General features: G+C 61.5%; 21 protein-coding genes. 8 read left to right on the top strand and 13 right to left on the bottom strand.

What is annotated here, in order from left to right:
* Positions 1 to 182 precede the first annotated feature (182 nt).
* Positions 183 to 500: a hypothetical protein gene (locus ACLIRY_RS25265; protein ID WP_413208199.1), complete on the bottom strand. Its 318-nt coding sequence runs from the start codon at positions 498 to 500 to the stop codon at positions 183 to 185.
* A 233-nt stretch (positions 501 to 733) separates the two neighbouring features.
* Entirely contained in the window at positions 734 to 1,525 is a 792-nt protein-coding gene (locus ACLIRY_RS25260; protein WP_413208198.1) for a M48 family metallopeptidase, read from the bottom strand.
* 350 nt (positions 1,526 to 1,875) lie between these two features.
* On the opposite strand from ACLIRY_RS25260, the gene ACLIRY_RS25255 reads away from it, so the two are divergent.
* Positions 1,876 to 3,789, top strand: a complete 1,914-nt coding sequence (locus tag ACLIRY_RS25255; RefSeq protein ID WP_413208197.1) for a methyl-accepting chemotaxis protein — start codon at positions 1,876 to 1,878, stop codon at positions 3,787 to 3,789.
* Between the two features lie 475 nt (positions 3,790 to 4,264).
* Here the strand turns inward: ACLIRY_RS25255 and ACLIRY_RS25250 are convergent, their stop codons facing one another.
* The 8 genes from ACLIRY_RS25250 to nifE all read right to left on the bottom strand — a co-directional run bounded on the left by ACLIRY_RS25250 (position 4,265) and on the right by nifE (position 10,440).
* Positions 4,265 to 4,777 carry a transposase gene (locus ACLIRY_RS25250; RefSeq protein WP_413208200.1) on the bottom strand — a complete coding sequence of 171 codons (513 nt, stop codon included), beginning with the start codon at positions 4,775 to 4,777 and terminating at the stop codon, positions 4,265 to 4,267.
* Positions 4,777 to 4,953: a hypothetical protein gene (locus ACLIRY_RS25245; RefSeq protein ID WP_413208196.1), complete on the bottom strand. Its 177-nt coding sequence runs from the start codon at positions 4,951 to 4,953 to the stop codon at positions 4,777 to 4,779. Before ACLIRY_RS25245 ends, ACLIRY_RS25250 begins: the two co-directional genes overlap by 1 nt.
* A 270-nt stretch (positions 4,954 to 5,223) precedes the next feature.
* The gene (locus ACLIRY_RS25240) at positions 5,224 to 5,937 is read right to left on the bottom strand and encodes a nitrogen fixation protein NifQ (RefSeq protein ID WP_413208195.1); all 714 of its coding nucleotides are present in this window, start codon (positions 5,935 to 5,937) and stop codon (positions 5,224 to 5,226) included.
* Positions 5,938 to 6,016: 79 nt separating this feature from the next.
* The gene (gene fdxB, locus ACLIRY_RS25235; protein WP_413208194.1) at positions 6,017 to 6,313 is read right to left on the bottom strand and encodes a ferredoxin III, nif-specific; all 297 of its coding nucleotides are present in this window, start codon (positions 6,311 to 6,313) and stop codon (positions 6,017 to 6,019) included.
* Positions 6,314 to 6,598: 285 nt separating this feature from the next.
* Positions 6,599 to 7,072: a NifX-associated nitrogen fixation protein gene (locus ACLIRY_RS25230; RefSeq protein ID WP_413208193.1), complete on the bottom strand. Its 474-nt coding sequence runs from the start codon at positions 7,070 to 7,072 to the stop codon at positions 6,599 to 6,601.
* Entirely contained in the window at positions 7,072 to 7,524 is a 453-nt protein-coding gene (nifX, locus tag ACLIRY_RS25225) for a nitrogen fixation protein NifX (RefSeq protein WP_413208192.1), read from the bottom strand. Before nifX ends, ACLIRY_RS25230 begins: the two co-directional genes overlap by 1 nt.
* Before the next feature lie 67 nt (positions 7,525 to 7,591).
* Complete coding sequence (gene nifN, locus ACLIRY_RS25220) at positions 7,592 to 8,980, bottom strand: nitrogenase iron-molybdenum cofactor biosynthesis protein NifN (RefSeq protein ID WP_413208191.1); 1,389 nt, start codon at positions 8,978 to 8,980, stop codon at positions 7,592 to 7,594.
* The gene (gene nifE / locus ACLIRY_RS25215; RefSeq protein ID WP_413208190.1) at positions 8,980 to 10,440 is read right to left on the bottom strand and encodes a nitrogenase iron-molybdenum cofactor biosynthesis protein NifE; all 1,461 of its coding nucleotides are present in this window, start codon (positions 10,438 to 10,440) and stop codon (positions 8,980 to 8,982) included. Before nifE ends, nifN begins: the two co-directional genes overlap by 1 nt.
* Before the next feature lie 305 nt (positions 10,441 to 10,745).
* On the opposite strand from nifE, the gene cysD reads away from it, so the two are divergent.
* The 7 genes from cysD (at position 10,746) to upp (ending at position 18,693) form a co-directional block, all read left to right on the top strand.
* The gene (cysD, locus tag ACLIRY_RS25210; protein WP_413208189.1) at positions 10,746 to 11,636 is read left to right on the top strand and encodes a sulfate adenylyltransferase subunit CysD; all 891 of its coding nucleotides are present in this window, start codon (positions 10,746 to 10,748) and stop codon (positions 11,634 to 11,636) included.
* Positions 11,636 to 13,591 (top strand): sulfate adenylyltransferase subunit CysN, encoded by a 1,956-nt coding sequence (gene cysN / locus ACLIRY_RS25205; protein WP_413208188.1) that lies wholly within the window; start codon positions 11,636 to 11,638, stop codon positions 13,589 to 13,591. Before cysD ends, cysN begins: the two co-directional genes overlap by 1 nt.
* Before the next feature lie 592 nt (positions 13,592 to 14,183).
* Positions 14,184 to 15,308 (top strand): ABC transporter substrate-binding protein, encoded by a 1,125-nt coding sequence (locus ACLIRY_RS25200; RefSeq protein ID WP_413208187.1) that lies wholly within the window; start codon positions 14,184 to 14,186, stop codon positions 15,306 to 15,308.
* A complete protein-coding gene (locus tag ACLIRY_RS25195; protein ID WP_413208186.1) occupies positions 15,301 to 16,368 on the top strand; it encodes a FecCD family ABC transporter permease in 1,068 nt (355 codons plus the stop codon). The genes ACLIRY_RS25200 and ACLIRY_RS25195 overlap by 8 nt, the downstream gene beginning before the upstream one ends.
* Positions 16,362 to 17,165, top strand: a complete 804-nt coding sequence (locus ACLIRY_RS25190) for an ABC transporter ATP-binding protein (protein WP_413208185.1) — start codon at positions 16,362 to 16,364, stop codon at positions 17,163 to 17,165. Before ACLIRY_RS25195 ends, ACLIRY_RS25190 begins: the two co-directional genes overlap by 7 nt.
* On the top strand, positions 17,155 to 17,952 hold the full coding sequence (locus ACLIRY_RS25185) for a class I SAM-dependent methyltransferase (RefSeq protein ID WP_413208184.1): 798 nt from the start codon (positions 17,155 to 17,157) through the stop codon (positions 17,950 to 17,952). Before ACLIRY_RS25190 ends, ACLIRY_RS25185 begins: the two co-directional genes overlap by 11 nt.
* 90 nt (positions 17,953 to 18,042) lie before the next feature.
* Positions 18,043 to 18,693 carry a uracil phosphoribosyltransferase gene (gene upp, locus ACLIRY_RS25180; RefSeq protein WP_413208183.1) on the top strand — a complete coding sequence of 217 codons (651 nt, stop codon included), beginning with the start codon at positions 18,043 to 18,045 and terminating at the stop codon, positions 18,691 to 18,693.
* Positions 18,694 to 18,750: 57 nt separating this feature from the next.
* Here upp and ACLIRY_RS25175 read toward each other — a convergent pair whose 3' ends face one another.
* From ACLIRY_RS25175 to ACLIRY_RS25165, 3 genes are all read right to left on the bottom strand, one after another.
* Positions 18,751 to 19,998 (bottom strand): MFS transporter, encoded by a 1,248-nt coding sequence (locus ACLIRY_RS25175; protein ID WP_413208182.1) that lies wholly within the window; start codon positions 19,996 to 19,998, stop codon positions 18,751 to 18,753.
* A gap of 130 nt (positions 19,999 to 20,128) precedes the next feature.
* On the bottom strand, positions 20,129 to 21,826 hold the full coding sequence (locus ACLIRY_RS25170) for a TolC family protein (protein ID WP_413208181.1): 1,698 nt from the start codon (positions 21,824 to 21,826) through the stop codon (positions 20,129 to 20,131).
* A 115-nt stretch (positions 21,827 to 21,941) separates the two neighbouring features.
* On the bottom strand, positions 21,942 to 25,007 hold a 3,066-nt coding region (locus tag ACLIRY_RS25165), incomplete at its 5' end, for a beta strand repeat-containing protein (protein ID WP_413208180.1).

Below are 25,007 nucleotides of genomic sequence, written 5' to 3'. Positions count from 1 at the left end.
GGATACAGATCCGTCACCGGAACCGCCAGGCTCAAGGGGCAAGCGCCGCTGGACGCTATCCGCGATCTCATCCAGGGCAGTTTCGCACTCGCTTGAGGCGCCTGCCGCCAACCCCGTGAGCAATTACACCGCGTCTTTATCGAGAGAGGTGAGAAGCATCATCCACCCCGCAGAAACTTCTCCTAATGGTGACATAGTCCGGCATTGTCGACTGGCTTTTCTGCATGCTTTTCCTTTGCGTTGCGTAAACGATCAAGTAACGAGACGTCGCTGATCTGCGCCACGTCTGCAGCCTCAGCCCAGGCAACGGTCCTCCGCAAGGACATCCCTCCGGCCGCATAGGCCAGAGCCAAACGTAAGAGCGTCGCAGGATCTCGCACCCCACGGGGCTGGAGGAAAGCTTTGCTTTCACGAGCCGTGGCATCAAGGTCTATATCGGCAGAAAGACGGCTCAATATCTCCGCCCAACTCGACTCTTCATAAAGTGTTGTGCTTTTCATCTCCTATATGAATCACAATCCGATTCCCCGTGTCTAGCTCTATCCTAGCGCCTATGGGGCTTTGCCCCGCCCCCCCTCTTTGGCGAGGCTGGGGCCGAAAGGCCCCAGACCCCAGGCATTTTCTGGCCGAAAGGCCCCAGACCCCGAGCCCAAAAAAGACAAGACACTGTCGTGTCCTGTGAGAAGACAGATGTCTCCCTCCTCCCTTCCGACTTGGCCTACCCGAAGGGATCCTATTTCCCGACGGCGGCCCGATAGTACTCCAGCGCTTTAGGCATTTCCGCGTTCAGATCGTTGATCCGTGTTGCATCTGCGGGGTGGGTCGACAGGAACTCCGGCGGTTTCTCCCCCCCCATGACGGACATATTCTCCCAGAGCTTCACCGCCTCCCGGGGGTCATATCCGGCGCGGGCCATGTAATAGAGCCCGATTTCGTCGGCCTCGGACTCATGGGTGCGGCTATAGGGCAGGATAATCCCCAAGGTCGCGGCCTGCCCCATCAGCTCGGTCATCTGCTCGCTGTTGCCCATGCCGCTGAGGCCCAGGGCAGCGCTGCCTAACTGCAAGCCCGTGCTCACCGCCATTTGCTGGGAAATCCGTTCTTCGCCATGGTGGGAGATCGCATGGGCGATTTCATGGCCTATCACGGCAGCCAGTTGGGCATCGTTCTTCGCCACTTTGCCCATTCCCGTATTCACACCCACCTTCCCGCCCGGAAGAGCGAAGGCATTTGGCTCGTCGTTTTGAAAGGCGTTCACCTCCCAATCGTAGTTGGGCAGGTTATTGGCCTGGATCAGACGCTCGGTGATAGCCCGGACGCGCTTGGTAAAGGGATCATTGGCCGACAGGGTCTTTTCCTTGCCCTTAATCTCCTGATAGGCCTGAGTCCCCATCTGGACTCCCTGAGCCTCTCCGACCAGCATCAACTGACTGCGGCCCGTGACCGGGTTCTTGGTGCATGCCACCAAAGCGCCCGAGGCGATGAGCACGATAGCGGTAGCCTGCAGCCATCCCTTCCGCACCATTTTTCAAACTCCTTTTGTCGATTCATTATCAACGTCAAAAATGGGGATCCCCCCCACACGGCCACAAGGGGCGGCTCTTCCCCCCTTAAGACGCAAGTCCATCGCCATTCTCTTTTTGCATTGCAAACCAAGAAACCCACGCCCCAAACTCAAATTCTAGCCACGCCAAACACTTATACAGGGCGGACATTGACCCATCGCCACTACGGCACGATTTTTGCTTAGTTTGAACAACGTCGACCGGGGGAACCCGTTCCTTGTAGCGAGAAAGGGTTGGGAAAATGGGTTTTTTGAAGAACGTGAAAATTCGCCACTTGGTTATCGGCACCGCGTTGGTTTCCCTTTTAGGAATGGCATCCATTCTGACAGTAACGTCCTTGGAACAGTCTGAATTGCAGGTCAACGGCCCCTATTATAGCAAGATTATGGATGCCAAGGACCTGATCGCCGACATCCTTCCCCCCCCCAACTATATCGTCGAAAGCTACCTGAACCTGGCTCTAGCCATGACCCCGGGTCGGTCGGCAAACGACCTTGCCAACTATAAGGCGCGTTTGCTTCAACTCCAGTCCGAATACCAGGACCGCCTTGGCTTCTGGAAGGACCATGATCTGCCCGAACAGATCTCCGACGCCTTCCTCAAGGAGAGTGACGGCGATGCCCGACGCTTCTTTGACATCACACTGAACCAGGTTCTTCCCGCCCTGGAAGCCGGTGATCAGGCCCGGGCCCAGGCGACTTTCACCCAGGCAGAAAAGGCCTTCGTCGCCCATCGGGCCAAGGTCGACGCCATCGTCACTGCAGCCCGGACCATAGCCTCGGAAACAGAAGGGCAGATGGAGTCTGTCAAGGGCACCTATTTCGCTTTCACCATCGCCGCAGCTCTATTCGCCGCAACCCTGGTCATCGGTGGATCAGCCGCCCTCCTGCATATTGTGATCACACCCGTACGCGATATCACCGCCTCCCTAACAGCTTTGGCGGCAGGGGATACCAACGTGGTCATCCCGGATACTCTGGGCAAAAACCTGATCGGCCAATTGGCCACCTCTGCCCAGCTGTTAAAAGACGAAACCGTCAAGGCCTTCGGCCAAAGTCAGATCCTGGAACAGATGGACGCCAATGTCATGGTAGCCCAGGCTCCTGACTTCATTGTCACCTATATGAACAAATCCACGCGCAATGTCTTGGGATCGGTCGAACATGCCCTTCCCTGCAAGGTTGCCGATATCCAAGGTCGCCCCGTCGATATCTTCCATAAAGGCCATGAAGAACGCATCCGTCATTTGCTGTCCAATCCGGATAACCTGCCCCATGCGGCCCGGATCCGAGTGGGCGACGACTATATGGACCTGCGCGTTTCCGCCCTTCGGGACAGGGCTGGTGTGTATACTGCAGCGCTCCTGACCTGGGATCTGATCACCGACGAAGTCATGCTGGAGAACAACTTCGAAACCGAAGTGTCCTCCGTCGTCGACAGCTTAGCCACGGCAGCCACCCAATTGGGCGCCATGACCGAGAAGGTCAGCACGAGCGTCGCTCGCACCGGAGAAATGTCCGTGACCGTGGCCTCAGCCTCGACCGAATCCTCGGCCAATCTGACCGCTGTCGCCTCGGCCGCCGAAGAACTCACCACCTCCATCGAAGAGGTTAACCGTCAGGTTGGTGATTCTTCCCAGGTTGTACGGTCCGCAGTAAGCAAGGCCAGTCGGGCAGACACGGTGATTTCCGACCTGACCAGCAGCGCGAATCGAATCGGCGAAGTGATGAATCTGATCGGTGGCATCGCCAGCCAGACCAACCTGCTGGCGCTGAATGCCACCATCGAGGCAGCGCGAGCCGGAGACGCGGGCAAGGGCTTTGCTGTCGTCGCTGGAGAGGTGAAAAACTTGGCCAACCAGACCGCAAAGGCGACGGAGGAAATCCAGCTTCAGATCGAGACCATGCGCAAGGCTGCGGATGGCACAGCTGACACCCTTCGTGACATCGTGATCACGATTGAGGGGATCGAAACGGCCTTCGACGCCATCGAAGAGGCCATCTCCTCCCAACGCCAAGCGACTCTGGAAATCACGGGAAATATCTCCCAGGCGGCCCAGGGCGCGGCAGAGGTGGACCAGAACATCACTGGAATCAGCGCCGCCTCAGCAGATAACGGACAGGCCGTAGCGGAGATGGCGAGCAAAGCGAGCCACCTTGCCAGCCAGTCCAACATCCTGCGCGACCGAGCGGCGGCCTTCCTGCGTAATCTGCGCGCCGCTTAAAGAAGCGGGCAAAACAAGAAAGGCAGACTCTCGAGAGCATTGAGCGGAAAAGTGGGAACCGGTTTTCCGGTCCACGCGATGCTCTCATACCAAGCGGCGCGGGTTGAAAGCCACGCCGCTTTTCTTGCGTTCAAACGCCAGGCGGGCTTTACCGCGCCATAAGGCGCGGCGGCCACTTGGCCGCTTCCAAGGTGCGCTGAGGCAAACTCACCGCACCTTGGTATAACCATATGATTTTAGATCAAACCGCCCTAAGTCGATTCCGATTTAGGGCGGTTTGATCTAGAGAGGGTCTCGTCTTTTTTGGGCAATTGCCCAAACCCATTTGGGGGCGATGGCCACACTACACGACTCTCCTTGATTTGAGGGCTTTGATGAGGGGAGCGGTTGCCGTGTTGTGATCGGTTCTCATGCGTCGTCTCAGTTCGTCGAGTCCGACGCGGAACCAGGACTTGGCGTAATATCCATGTGCTTTTCAGGGCGGTGCGGCGCGCACCATGATATCGGATGCCGTGCGACAGGCCCAGGCGATGGCCAGGGTCACGATGGCCATCAGCAGGGACAACCTTGAGGAGATTGTCAGTCTGGTGTCCTCCAGGTTCAGACCGCGCGTTTTGGTGTCGCCGAACAAACATTCGATGGCCCATCGTTTCCGATAGAGCTTGAGCGGCCCAAGGCCGGGTTCGGTGCTGGCAATAATGATGATCCCTTTGCTTCCCCTGATCCGCTTGGCGGAAAAGTGAAGGTCCAGAGCGGGGTGGCCTTGCCGCTCGGGCAGCCGGGCTCGGATGGTCCGGGGCGAGCGTGGTCTCCGAAAAAAAGATCCGAGTTGCACCTGCTTGCCGCAGGGCAATTGTACGATCCGGTTTTCCCTCAATCGAATGGCGAAGGGAATGCAGCGGGCGAGCAGAAATCCCATCCATTCCTGGCCTTCGAACTCTCGATCGGCGGCGTCGCTGCTGCCGCCGTGCTCCAGGACGCTCCACATCAAAGGCACGCGACCGAAACGCGACCGGGCCGCTCTGCAGCGATATGCGACAAATTGACCGTGCGTGTGCTGATGACGCCGACAATCAGAAGGCTGAGGGTTTCCTGGCGCGTCTTGCCAAGGCGGACATGGGCCGATAGCGTCTGCAACAGGGTGGAGAGAAAATGGATCTCCAACGGATGCTCCTATGGGCAGTTTTTCCACCCAGAGGAGAATCGATCTCACCATCCACCGCCACACTAAAATGCGCCCTGTCGTGTAGTGTGGGCGATACCCCCAAACCCCCATTTTTCTTTTAAAAATAACAGCCTGGGGTCTGGGGCCTTTCGGTCAAAAATAATGGTTGGGGCCTTTCGGTCAAAAATAATGGTTGGGGCCTTTCGGCCCCAGTGGGGGACGGGGCAAAGCCCCGTAACGGGAAAGGACCGACTGTTGTGTACCGTGGCTTAACGGACCAACGGGGTGATGAGGTTCTTGGGGCCGTCCTCAGGACCAAAACACAGCGCGTAGTCCTCGCAGGCCTCGCAATGGGGGGACTTGCAAACGACGACACCCTCACGCTGGCAAAGCTCGCGATAGAAGAACTTCTTCCACTTCATGTTCTTGGTATTACGCGCCGCCAGCGGGGAGAAGTGACGGTTGAGAAGACGGGAGAGTTCCCCGCGGTTCAACAGCCCCAGGTCCTGCCACAGGTGGTTCGGCCTCAGGGACCTGCGGGCCACAATCGCGGCCAACCAAACCTCCTCATCCACCCCCAAAGTCCGATGGTCGAGCAGCAGATCACGGAGATCTTCTTCCTCGATGGCCTCCTCTCCAGAGCCGCCATCACAGGACAACAGGGCATTCAGCCCCGTGGCATGGGGGAAAACCAAACCGATAAGCGCCGCCGTATCCCCCGGCGTCAGCCCCAAACCATGGTTCAAGGGCGCACCGCTCGCCGCCGTTTCGGTCCGGGCGGCGGCGATCAGGCAAGCCATGACATGGCGGTCGAAGGCATCGCCCCGGGCGGGCCCGGCCATCAACCAGCAATAGGTGATCGTTCCAAGGTCCTCGGCACCGAACGCCTCCCCGTCCAAGGGAGGCCAGGGACGCGCAGCCAACCTCTCGGAGGAGGCCATCGCACCGAGACCATGGATGCGGATATCGTCGATCTTGGACATGGGGACCTCCTAACGCCGGTGCAGCTGGGGAGACAGGAAAGGCCGGGTCCCACTGGATAGACGATCCGGCCTTCGACATTCAGGCAGAGACAGCGGCGTGGGTCTGGGCATTGGTGCCACAGACGGTCTCGCAGGCTTCGCAGCCGATACAATTGCCTTCGCTGGAGACAACCATCACCTTGCGGGTGATTTCCTCGTCCTCGTCGTAGGGGTCACAAAGCTCGCCGTCCTCGTTGACCCCCTTCATTTCCAAGACACCGTGCCCACAGACCTTGAAGCAGCGGCCACAGCCGATGCACAGTTCGTCGTCGATCTGGGTCAGATACTTGGGCTCCCACTCAGAGCCATCCCGGGTTTTGTAGGTGATGTTCGCCATATCCAGAGTTCCTTTCGCGTGTCTTTTCTTTCTGCTGATCCCGCGTCATTCCTGCGTGAGCGCCAAGGGTTTCAGCTGTCTCGGTCCCGCCTCAAAGCCAACCAAATCGGTGTTGGACGTCGTCATCCCCGTGAAAACGGGGATCCAGGGGGAAAACAGGTGACGGAAGCGCACGGCACCGGTGACACCGAAATCAACTCTGGCTTCCCGCCTGCGCGGGAATGACGACAATAAAAAGATCAACCTACCCGTTAGATTTTCATCAGGACCGAAATGGCCTGCCCCTTACGCGTCCGCAGCGGCCTGGAAGGTTTTGATGGTCTCAACGGCGTCTTCGACCAGCTTGGTTCCCTTCTCCGCCAGCTTCTCCAGGGAGAGGAAGCCGAAGCGGTGGATGTCGCGCAGGTAGGTATTCAACACGACAAGCTTGCCCGTGGTCAGCAGCATACGACCGAAGCCTTCATGGCTCATCTTCATCATCGGCGAGGCGATCTTGCCGGTATGCTTCTCGATGGTCAGTCCCACGGCGGCATAGAAGATCTCGACACGCCAGATGATGTCCGGATCGGGATCGCCGATGATCGGCATTTCCTTGCGCTGCTCCTTGGTGACGATGAACGGACCGAGAATCTCGGCATCGCTTTTCCCTTCCCAGGTGCCATAGGTGTCCTGCGCCCGGATCTGCAACACCAGTTGCTTCACGAATTCACAGTCGAGCGCGGCTTGATCGGCCGTAGTCATTTCTAGAACGTCGGGCATCAGACGGTTTCCTCCACCATGTCAGCTTCTTCATCGTCATCCAGGAAGTCCAGCGCACGGGTTTCGCCGGTTTCCTCCATCATCAGCTTGCGCAGCCAGGGCGGGGGGTTACCATTCAGCATGGCCCGAATACGCTCCAACACATCGGTGATGGGTTCGTCATTGGGGATTTTCATGGGATGAATCTTGGACTGCACCACCCGGGCCGCAGCGGGACCACCGATGGCCTTGATGAACAGCATGGAGATCCCTTCCAAGGCTTTGACCTTGGCCCGGATACGGTCCTCGCCGTCATCGGTATGCTTACCGTCCTGGGCCGACAGGTTGTCGAACTGGATCACCTCGACAAAGCTGTAGCCATCTTTCCCCACGTCATAGACCGCCATGTTCTTCGCCCCGTTGAAATGGGCGTTGACGGTTTTCATGTCCTGGGTCGCCAACGCGACTTTCATGCGTCCTCCTCCGGTGGGCTTGGCGGCGGCATCTTCGACAAGACGGAGTCTCCTTGCGTTCATCGCTCTAGCCCTCCTGCTCGGTGTTAAGGGTGATGGGGGTGTGGCCGTGGCCACCCTGTTCGTCTTGCCCCCGGGCCGCATGGGCCTCGTGGACATCCATCAGGGCGTTGGCCAGGGTGAAAGACAGGTCGCGGGTTCCGCGATACCCAATGGTGACCCGGTGGTTGGACCCCACCCGGTCGACGATGGGAAATCCGGCCCGGAAATGGGGCACGCCCGCCCGACGGGCCGGCAGCCGTCCATTGGCATTGGCAATCATCAGGTCGCAACCCTCGGCCCGGTCAGCCAGGTCTTCGAGATCACCAACAATGATCTCCGCCGTATCCAACGCCGAAAGGAAGGGCGCCTCGGTCGGCACCACGACGGCCTGAAGCTTGGCCCCCATGCCGGCCGCCAGGGTGGCATGGGCCCAAACCATGTCCGGCTCTCCGGCGATGGCGATGCGCGCGCCGCCGAAGGCGAAATGGCTGTCCATCAAGGCATCGACAAGCTGATTGCGCTGGCGGCGCAAACGGTTGGGTACGGGACGACAGGACACCTGGGACAGCACGGTCATCAGCTTGTCCACAGCCTCCAGACCGGTTAACCGATCCAGATGGGTGGTCGGCACGCCGGTACGGGTCTCCAAGGTCTCGCCGGAAATACGCATATGCTCGCCGATGGCAATCGTCGCCTTGGCCCACCCCATGGCGCGAATCTCATCCAGCGTCGTGCCGCCCAGGGTGGTGGGAATCCAGGTATCCGGTACGTGACCATCCTGGGACCCGGACAGGTCCGGCAGGATGGTGGCCTCCAGCCCAAAACACGCGATGATGTCGCGCAGTTCGTCGATATCGCCCGGCGTCATGTGCGACCCGGCCAGGACATTGATGCGGTTCTGGCTCGACGGCGCCTTGTCCTCGGGCACCAAGGTCTCGATGATGGCCTTAACCGCCTTGCCCCAGCCCATTTCCAAACCGCCGGAAAAGTCCGGAGTCTGCACGGGCACAACAACCACGTCGTCCAGCTCACGGTTGCGGGCGCGGATCAGCGTGAGGTCGCCGATCATGTCCTCGCCCCGGGTTTCCGTCAGCCCGGTGGAAGCCAGACCGATCAGCTTGGGCTTGGCGCGTTTGACCACATTGAGCAGGGCCTGTTCCACATTCTCCATGCCGCCAAGAATGGTGCTCACTTCGTTCATGGCCGTGGTCTGCAGGGGGATGGCCTCGCGGAAATGGCGGACCAGCATGACAAGGGCGAAGGCCGTGCAGCCCTGGGAGCCATGGAACAGGGGCATGGAGCCCTCGATCCCCATGAAGGCCATGGCCGCGCCCAAGGGGGCCGAGGTCTTCAGCGGACTGACCGACAGGGCCTTGCGGACCTTCTTCACCGATGCGGGGGAGTGGTGGGTCATTATTCAGCGGCTCCTGCCAGGGGGGTGGCGGTGGACGCGGCGACGGCTGGAGCCTGAGAAACGGACTCTTCATCCCAAGGGGCAGGCCGACGCACTTGATCCCAGACCGGGTTATTGATCTCGATATCCATCTGCCGGACCATTTCGATCATGCCGTCGTAGCCCTCGAAGCCCGCATGGCGTTCCTGATTGATGTCCATCCAGGCGGTGCGGGCCTTCAGAGCGACAAACTGGGAGCGGCCACCGGACAGCATGATGTCCGCCTCGCCGTCCTTGAACATGCGATACATCTCGCCGTTGGGGATGGAGCCGAACAGCTCGCCCATCTTGCCCGTTGTGTTCTGCTGCAAGGCTTGCTTGGCCTTGCCCTTGTCGCCCTCGGTGGACTTGCGGACAGAGGTCCCGATAACTTCCATGCCCATTTCCTGGAGAGCATGGACCACCGACCAGCTTTTCACGCCGCCGGTGTAGAGCAGCACCTTCTTGCCTTCCAGACGGGGCTTGTACTCGGCCATGGCGGCCCAAGCCTTGGCCTCTTCCTCGGCGATCAAGGCTTCGGTCCGGTCGATCAGATCGGTCTCGGCCCCCCGCTCCACCAGCATTTTTGCGATGGTGCGCAGGGACAGGCTGGTGTCGCCAATGCCGTAAAAAGAGCCCTCGAAATAGGGGATACCGTATCTTTCCCGCATGCCCCGGCCCAGGTTGATCATGGCCTGGGAACAGACCATCATATTGACCCGCGCCGTATGGGCTGCGGCGATATCCACATAGCGGGACCGCCCGGTGATGCAGGCACGGATGCGGATGCCCAGGCGCTCCAGCAGCGGTTCCACCGCCACAAACTCTCCGGCCACGTCATATTCGCCAATAATGTTGATATCCGTAGGACCGACGTCGTCGGGCTCCAGCGTCCCAACCACATGGTCGAGGAGGGCCTGGGCACCCAGCTTGTTGCCCAGGTTCTTGGAGCCGACAAAACCCGGCGCATTGACCGGGATCACCGGCTTACCCAGGCGTTCGCTGGCGACCCGGCAGACCGTGTCGATATCATCCCCGATCAGGGCCGGCACGCAGGTCAGGTAGACAAAAACCGCAGGAGGATCATATTTGGCGATGGCCTCCTTGATGGCCTTGTAGAGCTTCTTTTCGCCCCCGCCGATCACGTCCAATTCCGACATGTCGGTGGTGAAACCCCAACGGTAGATCATGGGACCCTTGGTGCCCACGTTCCGTGTATCCCAGGAATTGCCCTCGCAAGCGATGGGACCATGAACCAAATGAACCACATCGGTCACCGGTTGCAGGGCGATCTTGGCGCCGTCGAAAGCGCAACCACCCGCCGCCGCCCCAGGGGTCAAGCCCTTGGTGGTGCAGCCCTTCTTCCGATCGGCATCGGACTTCGCGCGATTCTTGTCGCAGTCCGGTTCGTTAAAGACGCTGGCGATCCGGTCACTGATCATCACGATCCTCCGAGGCAAGAGTTGGGGGGACATCACTGCCGCTGCTGTGGATAAGCAAAATAGGTGCCAACTAAACCTATTCTTTTAAAACAAGCCGTTATCCAGAACTCCCTGACTGTTGGGCCTGTCGTGTGCCAGACAATGTCGGCTTTGCGACATGGCCAAAGACCCAATTTCAGGAATAGAATTAGAGTGGCGAAAAAGCCGTGACATCTGGACACCGCTTGGTGTAGAGACAATTTCACACTTCAGTTGGCATAAATGCCAATTGTACTACACGATTTAACTGTTAAAATGAGGCGCGCGTGAAGCACCTAGATGCCCTGGAAGCGGAAAGCATCCATATCCTGCGGGAGACTGCGGCCCAGTTCCAACGGCCCGTTCTGATGTATTCCATCGGCAAGGACAGCTCGGTGTTGATGCATCTGGCGCGCAAGGCCTTCTTCCCCTCCCGTCCGCCCTTCCCCTTCCTGCATATCGACACGACCTGGAAGTTCCACGAGATGATCGCCTTCCGCGACCGCCGTGTTGCAGAGGAAGAGGTGGACCTGATCGTCCACACCAATCCGGAAGGGCTGGACAATAAGGTCACGCCCTTCACCCATGGGGCTGCCTATACGGACATCATGAAGACCCAGGCCCTGCGCCAAGCCCTCACGGCGGGCGGCTACGACGGTGTGATCGGCGGCGCCCGGCGGGACGAGGAAAAGTCCCGGGCCAAGGAGCGCGTCTTCAGCTTCCGCGATGCCAACCACCGCTGGGATCCAAAAAACCAGAAGCCCGAACTGTGGAACACCTATAACGGTCGGACCAACAAGGGGGAGAGCGTGCGGGTCTTCCCGCTCTCCAACTGGACCGAGCTGGATATCTGGCTGTATATCCTGCGGGAGGAAATCCCTGTCGTGCCTCTGTACCTGGCCAAGGAACGCCCGGTGGTGGAGCGAGACGGCTCGCTGATCATGGTCGATGACGATCGCTTCCCTCTCCAGCCCAATGAAACCCCAATGATGAAGTCGGTGCGATTCCGCACCCTTGGCTGTTACCCGCTGACCGGCGCCATCGAAAGCGAGGCCGCTACCTTGCACGAGATCATCGCCGAAATGCTGGTGGCCCGGACCTCCGAACGCCAGGGGCGCCTCATCGACCAGGACCAGTCCGCCTCCATGGAACTGAAGAAGCAGGAAGGATATTTCTGATGGACGGCACAGCTTCCAACGCGCCCCCCTCTGCCCAGCCCTCCCTCGCCGCGCAACGGGTCCAGGAGTATCTGGAGAAACACGAAGACAAGGGCCTGCTGCGGCTGCTGACCTGCGGGTCGGTCGATGACGGCAAATCCACCCTGATTGGCCGCCTGCTCCATGACACCAAACAGGTCTTCGACGACCTGATGAGCGCCCTGGAACGGGACAGCAAGGTCTCCGGCACCACCGGTCCCGGACGGGTGGATTACGCCCTGTTGCTCGACGGCCTCCAGGCGGAGCGGGAACAGGGCATCACCATCGATGCCGCTTACCGCTACTTCAACACGGAGAAGCGCAAGTTCGTCGTCGCCGACGCGCCGGGCCACGAGCAGTACACCCGCAACATGTGCACGGCCGCTTCTACGGCGGAACTGGCGATTTTGTTGGTCGACGCCCGCAAGGGGGTGATCACCCAGACCCGGCGTCACACCACTGTCTGCTCCCTGATGGGGATCAAGAACGTGGTGCTTGCGGTCAACAAGATGGACCTGAAGGCCTATGACCAGACGGTCTTCGGTACCATCGTTGCCGAGTACCTGCCCTTCGCTGCAAAGCTGGGCATCGACAATGTGACCTGCATTCCCCTTTCGGCCCTGGAGGGCGACAATATTGTCACCCCCAGCCCCAACATGCCCTGGTACACCGGCCCGGCCCTGCTGCCCTTCCTGGAAGACGTGGACGTCTCCACCGACCGGGAGCACCTGCCGTTCCGCTTTCCGGTCCAATGGGTCAACCGGCCCAACCTGGATTTCCGCGGGTTCTCCGGCACCGTGGTGTCCGGCGCCATTGCCGTGGGCGATGGGGTCAGCACCCTGCCCAGCGGCCAGAAGTCCAAGGTGGCGCGGATTGTCACCAAGGACGGCGACCTGGAGCGCGCCGTGGCGGGACAGGCGGTGACCCTGACACTGACCGATGAGATCGATGTCAGCCGAGGCGACATGCTGGTTCCGACCGAGGACCAACCCGCCATGGGCGACCACTTCACCGCCAATCTGATCTGGCTGGACAACAACGCCCTGATGCCCGGTCGGGAATATCTGGTCCGCATGGGACCGCGTCAGACCCGGGGACAAGTCACCTCCATCAAGCACAAGATCGACGTCAACACCATGGACGAGCGCCCGGCGCCGACCTTGGAGCTGAACGACGTGGGGCTGGTCAACCTGAACATTGACCGCGCCCTGCCCTTCGATCCCTATACGGAGAACCGGGACACGGGCTCCTTCATCCTGATCGACCGGTTGACCAACGCCACCGTAGGCGCGGGCATGATCCAGTTTTCCCTTTGGCGATCGACCAATCTGGCTTGGCAGCATTTGGAGATCGGACCGGAACAGCGCGCCCGGCAGAAGGGCCAACGGCCCTGCGTCCTCTGGCTGACGGGCCTGTCCGGCTCGGGCAAGTCGACCATCGCCAACCTGCTGGACAAGCGCCTTTACGCCGAAGGGCACCACGCCACCATGCTGGACGGCGACAACGTGCGCCATGGCCTGAACAAGGACCTGGGCTTCACCGCCCAGGATCGGGTGGAGAACATCCGCCGGGTGACGGAAGTGGCCAGCCTGATGGCCGACGCCGGATTGATCACCCTGGTCTCCTTCATCTCCCCCTATCGGGAAGAGCGGAACTCGGCCAGGGTCCGCATCGGCGACGCCCGCTTCGTGGAGGTCTACGTGAAGGCCGACGTGGCGACCTGCGCCGAACGCGACCCCAAGGGCCTCTACAAGAAGGCTATGGCCGGGGAGATCAAGAACTTCACCGGCGTGGACGCCCCCTACGAGGAACCCCTGGAGCCAACGGTCACTGTGGACACGGCCAACAGCACGCCGGAGGAAGCCGTGGAATTGATCCTCGACTGGCTGCGGTCCCAAGGCTTCCTCTCCGTCGAGGGCGATGGCTCGGGGATTTAAAAAAAGCGGACCAACAATGCGGAAAACGGCGCGCCTTTCACGAGGCGCGCCGTTTCTTTTTCTGGGCAACGACATAAATCACGATGAAAGGAGGTCTATCCAACCTGATTTCATAACCGTGATCTCAATCCTATGGTGAGAGCCACAGGACACGGCAGGGGGCGTTTTCCCCTCACGGGGCTTTGCCTCGCCCCCCACTGGAGCCGAAAGGCCCCCGGTTGAGGTCCGGGCGACGAGGATGAACAGCCCCGGATTTTCCGGGGAAAAGTCCGACCGGCGCTCTCCCGGAAAGAGAGGCTTGCGACGCGGATTTCCGTTTTAGAGCATCGAGCGGAAAAGTGGATCCGGTTTTCCAATCCACGCGATGCTCTAACTATATGATTCTAGATCAAATGATCCGCCTGAAATCGATTCCGATTTAAGGCGGTTTGATCTAAGGCGTCGGGACAGTGGGTTCCCATAAGGTGGGGTTCCATAATTCCCACCCCTCCATCATGAGGCTGATTATCAGTTGCATCTCCCTCTCCCGGTCTCCTATTGACGAGAGCGCTCACCAGCGCCCCCCAATAGCAAGACCAAGGACGAGATCACCATGCGGACGACAGCTTTCATCGGAGCGGCTTTGGCCGGTCTGACCCTCCTTTCTTCCCCCGTGTGGGCGGAGACAATCACTGTCACCGACGTGGCGGGACGGGAGGTTTCCGTCGAGGTCCCCGTAAACCGAGTGATCCTGGGCGAGGGTCGCCAGATGTATCTGGTCGCCGCCCTGGACCGGGAAAATCCCTTCAAGCGGATCGTCGGCTGGCGGGATGACTTTTCCCAAGCCGATCCGGACACCTATGCCCTCTATCTGGCGAAATACCCTGAAATGGCGAAGATTCCCACCTTCGGTGGCTTCAAGGATGGCACCTTCGACGTCGAACAGGCCATCACCCTGAAGCCGGATATCCTGATGATGAATCTGGAGTCCCAAAAAGCCACCGAGGACGCGGAATACGCCAAGAAGCTGGCCGCCGTGGGGATTCCCATCGTCTACGTCGATTTCCGCGAGCATATGGCCAATACCGAACCGAGCATGCGCTTAATGGGCCAGCTCTTCGGCAAGGAGGGCGCAGCCGAGGCCTTCATCGCCTACCGAGACGCCCAGATTAAACGGGTCACCGACGTGATCGCCCGGAAAAACCCGCCCCGCCCCAAGGTGTTCATGGAACGGGCCGGCGGCTTCTCCGATGATTGCTGCATGAGCTTCGGCGACGACAACTTCGGGGCCTATGTGGAGATGGCCGGGGGCACCAATATCGCCAAGGACATCATCCCCGGCACCTTCGGCACCCTGAACCCGGAACAGATTATCGCCAGCGATCCCGATCAGATCATCGTCACCGGTGCGAACTGGGAAGCCTATGTTCCCGGCGGAGATTGGATCGGCGTCGGCCCCGGCGCGGACAAGGCCGAAGCCCGACGCAAGCTCGCCAAGCTGACCAAGCGGGTTGCCCTGACCGGCGTGCATGCCGTCGAGACCAACCAAGTCCACGCCATCTGGCACCAGTTCTACAACAGCCCCTATCAGTTTGTGGCCATTCAGCAGTTCGCCAAGTGGTTCCATCCGGATCTGTTCCCGGACCTGGACCCCGAAGCCACCTTCGCCGAACTGCACGAAAAATTCCTGCCCATCGCCTATGAAACCGGATACTGGGTCTCGCTGAGCGATGAGTAACACCCTCTCTCTCACCCAAAGCCGGACTGGGCGCGGTCACTACCGCGCCCAGGTTTGGCGTAAGCAACTGGTACTAGCCGGTCTCACCATCGCCCTGGTGGCGACCCTCTGCCTGGATCTGGCCCTGGGCCCCGCCCGCTACGACCTGGGGCAGGTGGCCATGGCCATCCTTGCGCCCGACAGCGTTCCCCTGCCCGTCCGCGTCGTGCTGTGGGACATCCGCATGCCCACGGCCCTGATGGCCCTGGTTGTCGGCGCTGCCCTGGCCGTGGCTGGCGGGCAGATGCAGACCATCCTCAACAACCCGCTGGCCAGCCCCTTCACCCTGGGGATTTCCGCCGGCGCCAGTTTCGGTGCGGCCCTGGCTCTGGCCTTTGGCGTCGCCATCATCCCTGCGGCCATCCACTATGTGGTGCCGATCAACGCCTTCCTCATGGCCATGCTGACGGCCTTGTTGATCCATGTCCTCAGCCTGAAGCGCGGAGTGACCGTTCAAACCATCGTCCTGCTGGGCATTGCCTTGGTCTTCACGTTCACCGCCCTCTTGTCCCTGGTCCAGTTCTTTGCCAGCCAGGAAGCCCTCGCCGCCGTGGTCTTCTGGACCATGGGCAGCCTGACCAAGGCCACCTGGCTGAAACTCTGGATCACGCTTGCCGTCCTGGCCGTCGTGCTGCCCCTCTTCGCCCGCCGGGCCTGGGCCTTGACGGCCATGCGCCTGGGCGAGGCCAAGGCGGAAAGCCTGGGCGTGAACATCAAACGCCTGCGTCTGGAAACCCTGGTCCTGGTCAGTCTGCTCTCCGCCATCCCCGTGGCCTTTGTCGGGACCGTCGGGTTTGTCGGATTGGTCGGCCCGCATATCGCCCGCATGGTGATCGGCGAGGATCAAAGGTTCTTCCTGCCCGCCTCGGCCCTGGCCGGAGCCCTGATCCTTTCGGCCAGCTCCATTCTGTCGAAGACCCTGATCCCGGGCACGGTCTTTCCCATCGGCATCGTCACCTCGCTGGTGGGTATCCCCTTCTTCATTTCCCTGATCCTCGGTAGCGGGAGGCGCTCATGGTAAAAATAGGGATCCGCTTGGAGGACCTGGGCGCCCAGTATGGCAAGGTCCCTACCCTCTCGGGCATCTCCACGCCCCGCTTTGACCCCGGCGAGGTTATCGCCGTCATCGGCCCCAATGCTGCGGGAAAATCCACCCTGTTCCGGCGTATCGCCGGTTTGCTGCCTGGGCCGGGGAAAGTCCACCTGAACCACAGGTCCGACCCTGCAGCGGGTACGCCCCCCCCAGATCAACAGGCGATCCGCTATATGCCCCAGGACCACGCGGCGACGGCGGCCTTGACGGTCTATGAAACCGTTATCCTGGCCCGCATGCAGGGCGGCCCCTCCCGGGTGTCCGATGACGACCTGCTGGCCGTCGACCGGGCGCTCGCCGATCTGGGGATCAGCGAGATCAGCCACCGGACCGTAGGCGACCTGAGCGGCGGCCAGCGTCAATTGGCCAGCCTCGCCCAGACCCTCGCCCGGGATCCCCGCATCCTGCTGCTCGACGAACCGACTTCCGCCCTGGATCTCCATCGGCAAGTCGAGGTGCTCTCCCTCGTCCGCGCCCTCACCCGGGAGCGGTCCATGGTTACCTTCATCGCTCTACACGACCTGAACCACGCCCTGCGCTTCGCCGACAAGGCATTGGTCATCGCCGGAGGAACCTTGCGCGCCCAGGGCCCGGTAGCCGAGGTTGTCACGACGGATCTTTTGCGCGACGTATACGGGGTGCACGCCCGAATCGAATCCTGTTCACAAGGGCTGCCCCATGTCATCGTCGACGCCGTCGCCAAGGAGGCCGCCCTTGTCCACTGAGTCCCCGCTTCTTTCGAACTATGACCTGAAGGAGGAGATCCGGGAGTTCTGGTCCTCCCGGGCTGCAACCTTCGATCTCTCCCCCTCCCACCATATCAATGATCTTCATGGCCTTCCCGAATGGGCGCGTCTGATCGGCGAGGCCGCATCCCTTCCGCCCGGCGGAACCCTGGCCGGTTGGTCGGTCCTGGACGTCGCCTGTGGAACCGGGGAGATCAGTCGGACGCTCCGGGGCCTGGGCGCAAAGGCCACGGGCGTTGACTTTTCCGAGGACATGCTCGCCCAGGCCCGGCGAAAACTGGCGGGCACGGACTGGACGGGGCTCCATTGCGATGCCGAAACCCTGTCATTGCTCCGGGAGGACGAGTTCGACATGGTGGTCACCCGCCATCTGGTCTGGACCCTGACCGATCCGGCGGCGGCCTTTGCCCAATGGCGCCGTGTCCTTCGCCCCGGCGGGATCCTCTTGATCGTCGATGGCGATTGGGTGTCGCCCGCCTCCAACCGAGAGCGTTTGACACGCGGGATCCTTGATCGGATCGCGCCTCCCCCGGAGCAGGATCCGAACATCGTTGCGCGGAATCAATCCATCCTGCCCCGCCTCGCATACAACAAAGGGCTGACTCCGGCACGCCTCCGGGCCGACCTCGCAGCCCAGGGGTTCAGCGACTTCCGGGAGCTGTCGGTCAAGCGCCTCTATAGACAGGGGATGCGGCACCTTCCCCTGGGGCAGCGTCTCCGCCAGTCCCTGGGTGTCCACCGCCGCTTCGCCCTGGTGGCGCGGTAATTCCCCTGTCCCCGGCGAAACCGGGTACCCAGGGCGCATCGGGCTGATTATAAGAGGGACACCCTCCCCTTTCCTGCTCCGGAGAGCCCCATGCCCGGTTTCGCCGAGTTCCCCAACCTCCATGTCCTCGACCACCCGCTGATCCAGCACAAGCTGACCCATATGCGGGACAAAAGCACCTCGACCCGCACCTTCCGTATGCTGTTGCGGGAAATTGCCCTGCTGATGGGCTACGAGGTCACCCGCTCCCTGCCCATGACCACCGAGCGGATCGACACCCCAATCGAGCCTATGGATGCCCCGGTGATCCTCGGCAGAAAGCTGGCCGTGGTGCCCATCCTGCGGGCGGGCCAGGGCATGGCCGATGGCCTGCTGGAGCTGGTACCCAGTGCCCGGGTCGGTCATATCGGCCTCTACCGGGACGAAGAAACCCACCAACCCGTTGAATATTTGGTGAAGCTCCCCGACCCCGTGGACCGGATTTTCATCCTGGTGGATCCCATGCTGGCGACGGGCCATTCGGGTGCCCATGCCGCAACGGTGCTGAAACGCCATGGAGTGCCGGGCGAAGCCATCCGTTTCATGGCCCTGGTCGCCGCACCAGAGGGAGTCCGAACCTTTCAGACAGCCCACCCGGACATCCCCATCTACGTGGCCAGCCTCGACCGCCAGTTGAACGACGCGGCCTATATCTGCCCGGGCCTGGGCGACGCGGGCGATCGGTTGTTCGGCACGAAGTAGGGGCACTCCCCGCCACCAGGGCGAAAACCGGACAGGGATGGCGATCCGTCCATCCGCTCACTCTGCCGGAGAGGGCTCCAAGTCTGCCTTCTTCCGGTTCAGCGGGGTATCGGTGATTGGCAGATTGACCACCGCAGCGGCCACCCCAAGCAGGGCCGACAGGATCCACATCAGGTCGAAACTCCCGGTCATGTCATAAATCAGGCCCCCCAGCCAGGCGCCGAAAAAGGCGCCGATCTGGTGGGACAGCATGACGATTCCGAACAGGGTCGCCATGTACCGGGAGCCAAAAATCTGCGCGATGATCCCGCTGGTCGGCGGCACGGTCGACAACCAGAGCAGGCCCAAGGATCCGCCAAACAGCAGGAAGGTCAATTCCGTTTTCGGCGCGACCATGAACACCAGGATCAGCACCGCGCGCAGGCCATAGATGGCCGAGAGCAACCATTTCTTGCGGTAGCGGTCCCCCAGGGCACCGGCTGCGATCGTCCCGACCATATTGAACAGACCAACCACCGCCAGGGTCCCCGCGGCCACACCACCGGGCAGGCCACAGGTCTGCACGAACGTTGGCAAGTGCGTTGCGATGAAGGCAATGTGGAACCCGCAGACGAAGAACCCCAGGGTCAGCAACCGGTAGCCGCCATGCCCAAAAGCCTCCGTCATGGCCTCCCCCAGGCTGGCACTCTCGCCCTCGGCTGCCGCAGTGGCCGGACGTCCGGCGAGCACCAGCCCCAGGGGCACCATAATCAAGCTGATCGCTCCCATGGCCACGAGGGCGTCGCTCCAACCCAAGGCTTGGTTCAAGGCCTCCGTCGTCGGCGCCATGGTGAACTGGCCGAAGGAGCCTCCTGCGCTGACGATTCCCAGCGCGAGCCCGCGCCGCCGGGGATCCACGAGGCGTCCAACCGCCCCGAGCACCACTGGAAAAGTGGTGAAGCCGACCCCCATACCCAGCAGCAGGCCTCCCGTGGCATGTAACGCCCAGGGCGAGGTCACGCCCGACATCAGGGCCAGGGAGAGGGCATAGAGCAGGCCGCCGATGACCAGCACCCGCGCCGTTCCAAAACGGTCGGCGATCATCCCGGCAATGGGCGAGGCCAATCCCCACAGCAGGTTCTGAATGGCAAAGGCCAGACCGAAGGTGGTTGTACTCCACCCGAGGTCTGCGGCCATATCGGGAATGAACAGCCCCAGGGACTGGCGTACCCCCAGGTTCAGGGCGAGGATCAACCCTCCGGCGGTGATGACCAAAGCAAAACCGGGGGCAAAACCGGGGGCAAATCCAACGAGAGCGCGGCGCATGGCAGTCTTCCCAGGGCGGTTCCGGAGAGGGGGTATGGCAGTGATCCTACCCGGCTCGCCCTGGGGGAGGCGACTGAAACTTCCTGTAGGTGGTGGTGAGGGAAACTAATCCCCCTTCCCTGACGGCACCTCAACCGCCTGGGAAAACCGCCAGGCCATTGGCCGTTTGGCGGGCGACAGGCATGGCCTCGCCCGATATGGGGGGAACCGGTTCGGCCCGGTCAGGCCCCATGGAGACAGGCATTACCGCCTGAGATGGGGCTTTGGGAGCAGACTCCCCCGTCGGCTTTTGGGGACCAGGGTCCCCCGTCGGCTTTTGGGGACTAAGGTCCCCCGTCGGCTTTTGCTCCCCAGGCAGGTGAAAGCGCCCCTCCCGCCAGTCCTTCTGCACGGCGCCCACGCCCTTGGCGAGGGTCGCAATATCATGGGAGGGCACGGATTGGGGCAAAGGGTCGGCGCCCATCACTTGGAACAACCGCCCATAAGCGTTCTGAACCTGAGCGTAAGACAGGTCCCGGGTCAATTCCGCTCGCAACTGATTCAGTTCCGCCCGGATCACCGCCAGATCACCGATCCGACCCGCAGCGAATTCGTCGCGCACCTGATCGCGAATGGCCGTATCCACCTCATAAAGATCCTGCGCGGTCCTGAAACGGCGCTTGGCCTCCTCGAAATTGGCCCGGGCCACATGAACCTGGGTCAGGACGGCCATGGACAGGGCCAAACGCCGGGCCTCGGCCAAATCCTCCCCCGCCCAGGCGGCCTTGATGGCCGACGGTCCCTGGATCAAACGGAACAGATTCAAGCTGACTTTCGCGCCGTAGGTGGCCCAATGATTGTTCAAAAGGAAGCTATCGGAATCGAAGTTGTATCCGGCGTCCAGCTCGATACCGGGCAACAGGCGGAGGATGGCCTTCCAGGTCTCCTGCCGGGAAATGCGCGCCTTATAATGCTCTTCCATTAGTTCGGGCCGGTGGGTCAGGGCCACTTCCTCCATGGCGGTCATGGACAGCGGCGCCTTGGGCGGGACCTGAGAAACACCCGGATCAGCAACCACCAAATTTGTCGCCAAGGGCGCGCTGATCAACGAGGCCAGTTCCGTTTCCGCCAAGGACATTTCCTGACGTTGGCTCTCCAATTGCTGTTGGATTTCAAGCAAGGTGCGCTTGAAGGTCAGGGCCTCAAGCGGCGACCCCAAGCGCCTTTCAGCGATGATGTCACTTTGACGGAGCGCCTTGGCGACCCGCTCCATCAGGGGATTGATCTTGCTCAGCAGCCTTTGGGCCGCCAGGGTCCGCCAATAGGCGCCACGCACATCCTGGATAATTGTATGGGTCACCAATCGGCGGCGCTGGTCAGCGATCAACGCCTGATTGGCCGCCTGCCGCGAAGCGACATAGGACACGCCAAAGTCCAGAAGACTAAAGACCACACCCAAATCGCTGGTGAACTTCTCCGTGTCATCGGAATAGGAGTAGTTGCCCCGCTCGCCGGTGGACAGCGTTTCGCTATTGGACGCGTCCTTGCTGGATCGCCCCGTCACCCCTGCATTCGCATCCATCTTGGGCATCAGGTCGAACAGAGACAAGTCATATTGTCGGTTCGACACCGCCTGTTCATAAGCGTATTGGCGGCTGTCCAAGTTGTAAGCGATGGCCCGTGCCATGGCTTGGTCCAAGGTCAAAGGCCCCGTGATCGGCTCCTGACCGGAAAAGATGCGCTCCACATCCGCCTTGGCCTGAAGTTTGACCTCTTCGGGCGCGAGGGGGGAAACGCAGCCGGTCAGCAGCAACAGCGCCCCCAGTCCAGCCAGTCGTCCATACCGCATCCGTTCCATCCCTATTCCCACCACGATACCCCCGGTACAAGTCATTTGTCTCAGTCATCCCTTTGGGTCCGCTCCTTCAGGTCAGGGAGCCAGACCCCATTGCCTTGTTATCGCGTCAGGCCGCCTCGACCTGCGGTGACAGGTCTTGCATCGGCGGCTTGTGAACCGCCAAGGCCAGGGCGAAAGCATCCACCTTCGCCTGTCGCTGGGGCTCTTCCCCTTGCAATTCCGCCAGGAAATCCGGTGGAGCGGGATAGGCATCCGCGTTCGCCATCTGTCGAGGCTCGTCAGACCGAGACGCCTCCGGCTCGCCCCCTTCGGCCAGAGCGACCCCATGGGCCCCGTCGCCCATTTCCAGGGATGCCGAGAGGCCAATGCTCCCCCCATTGTCGAGGCGCAAAGAGTCCAACGTATCGAGTTGGACCCAAGCCCCTCCCTGGAAAAGCAGGGTGTTTCCGGTCAAGGCGTTGATGCGTGTCAGAGCCCCCAGCACGCGAATGTCGCCGATGGCCGCTTGGAAACCGGCGCTGACCCCTCCGAATCCGCCAAAGCCCCCCGAGCTCCCCTGGGCCACCGCCGCCCGGAAGGTCTGGGACAGGGGGGATTGCCCCTGTTCCAGGGACTGGAACGCATTGCCCACGGTCGTCGCACCAAATCCTTGGGACGCGGAGGCGAAAATCACAGGACGCCCGCCATCCCGAGGTTCGAACGTCACAAAGGTCACAGCGCCACTGCGAACCACACGCACCACCGGCTCCACGGCTGGATCACCAGACAGAGGCGGAATGACATCAACCACCGGTGGGATTGGCGGCAGGGGAGTGGGCGGCAGGGGAGTGGGGGGGGGCGCTGGCGCCGGTATGACCGTTGGTGGAGGGGGCGGTGTGGGTGTGCTGGTCTGCGCAACCACCTCCACGGTCGCCCGCGCCGCCGTTGACCTGGCTCCACCGGCCGCATCCGTCACCGTCACATCGAAGGCATGGCTTCCAACTGCGGTCGCGCTATACCGCACTCCTTGGATCAATTGCCCAACCAGGGTCGGCGTGGCATTCCCATTCAGGGCAATCACCAGATTGCCGGAGCCACTGCCATCGGTGGTCACGGTTCCGATGGCAATCCCGCCAACGGTCACCGTTTCGCCCACACTCAAGCTGGCATCCCCGCCAGACTGAACCGTGTTCCCCTCCAGGGTAAATGTCCCGGTCAACCCCGCGGTCACCCGTGTCACCGTCAATGCACCACCATTAAAGGTCGCGCTGTCCCCATCGGTTACCTGAGCATTGCCCCCTTGATCCAAAGCCGCCACACCCCCCGAAGCAACGGTCGTGGAATCCCCCGCCAGATTGGTCACTACGGGCGGATCGGGCATGACGCTCAGGCTGAAAGTGGCGGCGGAGGTCGCGCTGCCCCCATCACCATCATCTAAGGTGGCCGTGAAGGTTCGACTCCCCAAACCGCTGGGGGCATCGTAGGTGAAGGCCCGGGCGAGGCTCTGGATCATCGCAGGGGTTGCGTTGGCGTTGAAGGTGATCACCAAGCTATGGCCGCCCTGACCATCATTGGCGGCATCAACCGTACCGATGCTGACTCCTCCCACCGCAATGGTCTCTCCCGCCACGATGGTTCCATCACCGCCACTGGTCACGCTTGTTCCATTCAGGCCCCAGCTTCCATTGGCGGTTCCAGCCCCCTGGCTCAAGGTCAGGCTGCCCCCGTTGAAGTCCACAGAGTCCAAATCGCTCACCACGATATCGGCCATGTCCGACACCGCAGTCGCTCCCGCCCCCTGAACAACCAGACTGGCGGAGTCCCCGTTCAGGTTCGAGAAAACAGGTGCGTCGTTCACCCCCGTCAAATTCACCGTCACCGTCGAAGTCGCCGAAGTCCCCCCATCCCCATCGGTCACCAAAAAGGTCACCGACCGCGACCCCGAGGGGGCCTCGCTGCTGTTTGTGTATTGGATCGCTCCGGCCAGAGTGGCCACCGCTGCGGGCGTGGCATTGGCACTGTTAAAGGTGATCACCAGACTCGCGCCATCCTGACCGGTGCTGGTTATCGTACCGATGGCATTGCCCGAGACACTCACCACGCTGCCGATGGTCATTCCCGCCGACAGGGTCACCGTCCCCGTCCCGATGGTCAGATCCTCGACAGAGCTGCCCCCCGTCACCGCAACCGTCAGCGCTCCCCCGTTGAAGTCCGAAGAGTCCACGTCGGCAATGGCCGCAGCCGTGCCCTGGTCCAGGGTTTGGGCGCCGTCACCCTCCGTATAGGTCAAGACATCGCCGTTCAGATTGGCCACCGTCGGGACGTCAACGGCACCGCTCAGGGTCACCGTCACCGTCGAGGTCGCCGAAGTCCCCCCATCCCCATCGGTCACCACAAAGGTTACAGACCGAGACCCGGAGGGGTTTTCACTGGAATTCGTGTATTGGATCGCGCCGGCCAAAGTGGCCACCGCTGCGGGCGTGGCATTGGCACTGTTAAAGGTGATCACCAGACTCGCGCCATCCTGGCCGGTCGAGGTAATCGTGCCAATCGCATTGCCACCGACACTCACCACACTGCCGATGGTCATTCCCGCCGACAGGGTCACCGTCCCCGTCCCGATGGTCAGATCCTCAACAGAGCTCCCCCCCGTCACCGCAACCGTCAGCGTTCCCCCGTTGAAGTCCGGAGAGTCCACGTCAGCAATGGCAGCAGCCGTGCCCTGGTCCAGGGTTTGGGCGCCGTCACCCTCCGTATAGGCCAAGACATCGCCGTTCAGGTTGGCCACCGTCGGGACGTCAACGGCACCGCTCAGAGTCACCGTCACCGTCGCGGTCGCCGAAGTCCCCCCATCCCCATCGGTCACCACAAAGGTCACAGACCGAGACCCGGAGGGGTTGTCACTGGAATTCGTGTATTGGATCGCGCCGGCCAAAGTGGCCACCGCTGCGGGCGTGGCATTGGCACTGTTGAAGGTGATCACCAGACTCGCGCCATCCTGACCGGTGCTGGTTATCGTACCGATGGCATTGCCCGAGACACTCACCACGCTGCCTATGGTCATTCCCGACGACAGGGTCACCGTCCCCGTTCCGATGCTCAGATCCTCGACAGAACTGCCCCCCGTCACCGCAACCGTCAGCGTTCCCCCGTTGAAGTCCGGGGAGTCCACGTCGGCGATCGCCGCAACCGT

The organism is Rhodospirillum sp. A1_3_36 (genome assembly GCF_047263945.1).
Taxonomy (GTDB): Bacteria; Pseudomonadota; Alphaproteobacteria; order Rhodospirillales; family Rhodospirillaceae; genus Rhodospirillum.
This window is presented reverse-complemented; position numbering and strand designations above follow the sequence as displayed.

Bases quoted from the DNA above. Each gene is read 5' to 3' on its own strand.
- ACLIRY_RS25265 (WP_413208199.1), bottom strand. From the start codon at position 500: ATGAAAAGCACAACACTTTATGAAGAGTCGAGTTGGGCGGAGATATTG.
- ACLIRY_RS25260 (WP_413208198.1), bottom strand. From the start codon at position 1,525: ATGGTGCGGAAGGGATGGCTGCAGGCTACCGCTATCGTGCTCATCGCC.
- ACLIRY_RS25255 (WP_413208197.1), top strand. From the start codon at position 1,876: ATGGCATCCATTCTGACAGTAACGTCCTTGGAACAGTCTGAATTGCAG.
- ACLIRY_RS25250 (WP_413208200.1), bottom strand. From the start codon at position 4,777: ATGTGGAGCGTCCTGGAGCACGGCGGCAGCAGCGACGCCGCCGATCGA.
- ACLIRY_RS25240 (WP_413208195.1), bottom strand. From the start codon at position 5,937: ATGTCCAAGATCGACGATATCCGCATCCATGGTCTCGGTGCGATGGCC.
- fdxB (WP_413208194.1), bottom strand. From the start codon at position 6,313: ATGGCGAACATCACCTACAAAACCCGGGATGGCTCTGAGTGGGAGCCC.
- ACLIRY_RS25230 (WP_413208193.1), bottom strand. From the start codon at position 7,072: ATGCCCGACGTTCTAGAAATGACTACGGCCGATCAAGCCGCGCTCGAC.
- nifX (WP_413208192.1), bottom strand. From the start codon at position 7,524: ATGAAAGTCGCGTTGGCGACCCAGGACATGAAAACCGTCAACGCCCAT.
- nifN (WP_413208191.1), bottom strand. From the start codon at position 8,980: ATGACCCACCACTCCCCCGCATCGGTGAAGAAGGTCCGCAAGGCCCTG.
- nifE (WP_413208190.1), bottom strand. From the start codon at position 10,440: ATGATCAGTGACCGGATCGCCAGCGTCTTTAACGAACCGGACTGCGAC.
- cysN (WP_413208188.1), top strand. From the start codon at position 11,636: ATGGACGGCACAGCTTCCAACGCGCCCCCCTCTGCCCAGCCCTCCCTC.
- ACLIRY_RS25200 (WP_413208187.1), top strand. From the start codon at position 14,184: ATGCGGACGACAGCTTTCATCGGAGCGGCTTTGGCCGGTCTGACCCTC.
- ACLIRY_RS25195 (WP_413208186.1), top strand. From the start codon at position 15,301: ATGAGTAACACCCTCTCTCTCACCCAAAGCCGGACTGGGCGCGGTCAC.
- ACLIRY_RS25190 (WP_413208185.1), top strand. From the start codon at position 16,362: ATGGTAAAAATAGGGATCCGCTTGGAGGACCTGGGCGCCCAGTATGGC.
- upp (WP_413208183.1), top strand. From the start codon at position 18,043: ATGCCCGGTTTCGCCGAGTTCCCCAACCTCCATGTCCTCGACCACCCG.
- ACLIRY_RS25175 (WP_413208182.1), bottom strand. From the start codon at position 19,998: ATGCGCCGCGCTCTCGTTGGATTTGCCCCCGGTTTTGCCCCCGGTTTT.
- ACLIRY_RS25170 (WP_413208181.1), bottom strand. From the start codon at position 21,826: ATGCGGTATGGACGACTGGCTGGACTGGGGGCGCTGTTGCTGCTGACC.